This is a genomic window from Novosphingobium sp., from assembly GCF_036733805.1.
Lineage (GTDB): Bacteria > Pseudomonadota > Alphaproteobacteria > Sphingomonadales > Sphingomonadaceae > Novosphingobium.
In genome coordinates, this window is the sequence record NZ_DAIMZT010000128.1 from 1 (window position 1) to 2,708 (window position 2,708).

Here is a 2,708-nt window from a genome sequence, read left to right on the forward strand (position 1 = left end):
TATCCCGAGTGCTGCGGCATATAACCCAAATGGTTCGTTATGTCAAGGATAAAGGTGTCTTACAGGGAATTATCCAGCTTCGGCCATGAGCGCCTGGTAATCGACGATCACGACATCCCGGCGGGAAGGCAGGTCGATTATCCCTTCGGTCTTCAGCCGCGTGAACTGCCGACTTACCGTCTCTATGGTAAGGCCCAACACGTCCGCGATCTGCTGGCGAGAGAACGGCAAGACCAGCTGGCGCCTGTTCGGTTTCTCAAGCTCCACCTTGCAGCCTGAGCCGCCCATCCGTTCAGCCATCTCAACGAGAAAGCTTGCCATCTTCTCCGAGGCGGACTTGCGCCCCAGCAGCAACATCCAACGCCGCGTGCGGTCCAGTTCCCCCAGTGTGCGCTCCAGCAGCTTGTGCTCCAGCTTGGGGTGTTCGCGGGCGAAAGCATCGAAATCGCGGCGCGAAAAGACGCAGACCTTGGCGTCCGTCAAAGCGGTAACGCCGTGACCAGACTTGCCCCCGAACGGGCGGCCAATGAAATCGGACGGATAGACCACTCCTACGATCTGCTCGCGCCCGTCTTCCGTATTGGTGGACAGCTTCAGCACGCCTTCGATGACGTTCGCGACAAGGACCGAATCCTCGCCTTCCCAAATCAACGATTCACCGGCCGTAACCTTGCGGGTTCGCCCGATCGCGTTCAGCGCTTCGAGTTCCTTTGCGTCAAGCGATGAGCAGATGGCGCGATTGCGCACGACGCAAAGGTCACAAGTGGACATGATCTATCATTCACCGGCGCCGCGGACGCGGCTTGAACCGGTCCGTTAGCGCAAAACGAAAGAAGTGAAAAGCGCTCCTCCCTCGGGGGATTGCGGCATATTCGGCGCCCCCGCCCCCGAAATGGCGACCATCGAAGATAGTGATGCGCTTTTCTTCGTCAACGCCGTGAACTTCAGACGCGTTCGCTGCGTTCCAGGAACAAGACCCCCGACATCGCGGGCCAAACAACGGATCCGCAAAGGAAGAGGAGACACAGCCATGCCTGCAAAATCGGCAGCACAGCAAAAAGCCGCGGGCGCCGCGCTATCGGCCAAACGGGGAGAGACCCCTGAAAGCAAGCTCAAAGGCGCGGCCAAGTCGATGGAAAAGTCCATGAGCGAACGCGAACTGAAAAAAATGGCCTCGACCAGTCGCAAGGGTAAGCGCCAGCACGTCAGGAAAAGCTGATGACGATGCGGCCAAAACCAAACGTATTGTGAAAGAAGAGGGCCGCCGCGCCATCACCATCAAGGCCGACTTGGGATCGCACAAGATGTGCGACCGTGTGGTCGCGCAGACGATGGATACGTTCCGGGCGGATCGATATCCTGGTCAACAACGCAGGCGAAGAACATTTCGGCGCAATCGGGCGGGCCGGCGTGCGAAGAGCCGCGATCGACATGGCGCTTATCATGCTGGAGGAGGCGATCAGCCCCGCTTCCTGAAACGGCGGTCCATGCTGGCGCCCGGCGCCGTCACAGCCAGTCTCTCAACGCCGCAACGAATGCGGCCGGGGCCTCGCCGATCACGTCGTGACCCGAATCGATCTCCCGGATTTCCACGCGGTCCATCGTATCCAGGCGCGTCAGGTCTTCCGGTTTGAATAACGGGGACTTGGCCGCGCGGATAATCAGGACCGGACAGCGCACGTCCGCCAATTCTTCGTATCCCTGGCGAGGAACGAGCGGAGCGCCCGTTTCCCCCGCGTGGCTCATGAACGAGGGGTCTCTTTTGGCAAGGCGGAACCCGCCGTCCACCGGCTCCAGAAATTCAAGCGCGCGTTCCTTCGCTTCGGCGGTAAGGGGATCGGGCCGGTATCGGCTGGTGCTGTCCAGAGCGGCTTCGATCGTGGGGAATATGGGCAAGGCTTCGTCCGCCGCCGGTGGAGCACCCCCCGGCGGTCCGAAGCCCAGCGCGGGGCTGTAATCGACAAGGACCAGTCCCGCTGCGATCTCCGGCATCCGGGCAGCGGCCAGCAGCGCATGCGAACCGCCGCGCGAATGCCCCACGATGACAGCGCGGCTCCATCCAAGTTGGCGAAGCACCGCGCACACATCGTCCAACGCCGCGGCAAAGCCATAGTTCTTGCTGGGGCTTCGGCTGGAATTGCCGAACCCGCGCGCATCGAAAGCGGCGACCTCGCGGTCAGCCGCCAGCTGTTCCGCAACCTCGACCCAGTCCGCCGAGTCATAATAATTGCCGCCGTGCAGTATAAGCAGCGGCATATTGCCGGGCGCGCCGAATTTGCGCACAAATAATGTGACATCGCCTGATTGGACCGTGTCGGTGATCTGTGTCAACGCCATGCAGATGCCTTCTCTTTGTCGGAGCGGTTTTGCCGGCAATCTTGTCGGCAAACGCGAGTTTACTTGGCCGCCGGCATCTTCCAGCTGTTATAGCGCAAAGCATCGATGTCTAAAGACGTGCCGTGTCCGCGCGCGGGTCCACGAGGCAGTGTGTCAGCGGACTTGAACCCCTCTTCGCAGTAAAGCTCCCACACATTGCCGGAAGGATCGCGGAAGAACATGAGCGCTTCCACCCCCGCGCGCGTCCAGAACGGTGACGTCGGCACACCGAAACCGGCCAACCAATCTCGCCATTCAGTCATCTGTTCAGGCCCGCAGAAGAAAGCCTGATGCGGATATTCAGCACCGTCCGCCATGAAGGTGACGCCCAC

5 protein-coding genes are annotated in these 2,708 nt (G+C 60.7%); 2 read left to right on the plus strand and 3 right to left on the minus strand.

Annotation, left to right across the window (positions count from 1 at the left end; translation table 11 throughout):
* Positions 1-69 precede the first annotated feature (69 nt).
* On the minus strand, positions 70-771 hold the full coding sequence (locus tag V7D69_RS15750) for a Crp/Fnr family transcriptional regulator (protein WP_324061414.1): 702 nt from the start codon (positions 769-771) through the stop codon (positions 70-72).
* Positions 772-1,030: 259 nt separating this feature from the next.
* On the opposite strand from V7D69_RS15750, the gene V7D69_RS15755 reads away from it, so the two are divergent.
* Together V7D69_RS15755 and V7D69_RS15760 are read left to right on the plus strand one after the other, a co-directional pair.
* A complete protein-coding gene (locus tag V7D69_RS15755; RefSeq protein ID WP_324061427.1) occupies positions 1,031-1,219 on the plus strand; it encodes a DUF3008 family protein in 189 nt (62 codons plus the stop codon).
* Positions 1,220-1,314: 95 nt separating this feature from the next.
* On the plus strand, positions 1,315-1,476 hold the full coding sequence (locus V7D69_RS15760; protein WP_324061415.1) for a hypothetical protein: 162 nt from the start codon (positions 1,315-1,317) through the stop codon (positions 1,474-1,476).
* 30 nt (positions 1,477-1,506) lie between these two features.
* On the opposite strand, the gene V7D69_RS15765 is transcribed toward V7D69_RS15760, so the two are convergent.
* Positions 1,507-2,337: an alpha/beta fold hydrolase gene (locus V7D69_RS15765; RefSeq protein WP_333606303.1), complete on the minus strand. Its 831-nt coding sequence runs from the start codon at positions 2,335-2,337 to the stop codon at positions 1,507-1,509.
* A gap of 59 nt (positions 2,338-2,396) precedes the next feature.
* On the minus strand, positions 2,397-2,708 hold a 312-nt coding region (locus tag V7D69_RS15770; RefSeq protein ID WP_333606304.1), incomplete at its 5' end, for a hypothetical protein.

What these genes read in the sequence shown, in the direction of transcription:
- V7D69_RS15750 (WP_324061414.1), bottom strand. Translation starts at nt 771, where the DNA reads ATGTCCACTTGTGACCTTTGCGTCGTGCGCAATCGCGCCATCTGCTCA.
- V7D69_RS15765 (WP_333606303.1), bottom strand. Translation starts at nt 2,337, where the DNA reads ATGGCGTTGACACAGATCACCGACACGGTCCAATCAGGCGATGTCACA.
- V7D69_RS15755 (WP_324061427.1), top strand. Translation starts at nt 1,031, where the DNA reads ATGCCTGCAAAATCGGCAGCACAGCAAAAAGCCGCGGGCGCCGCGCTA.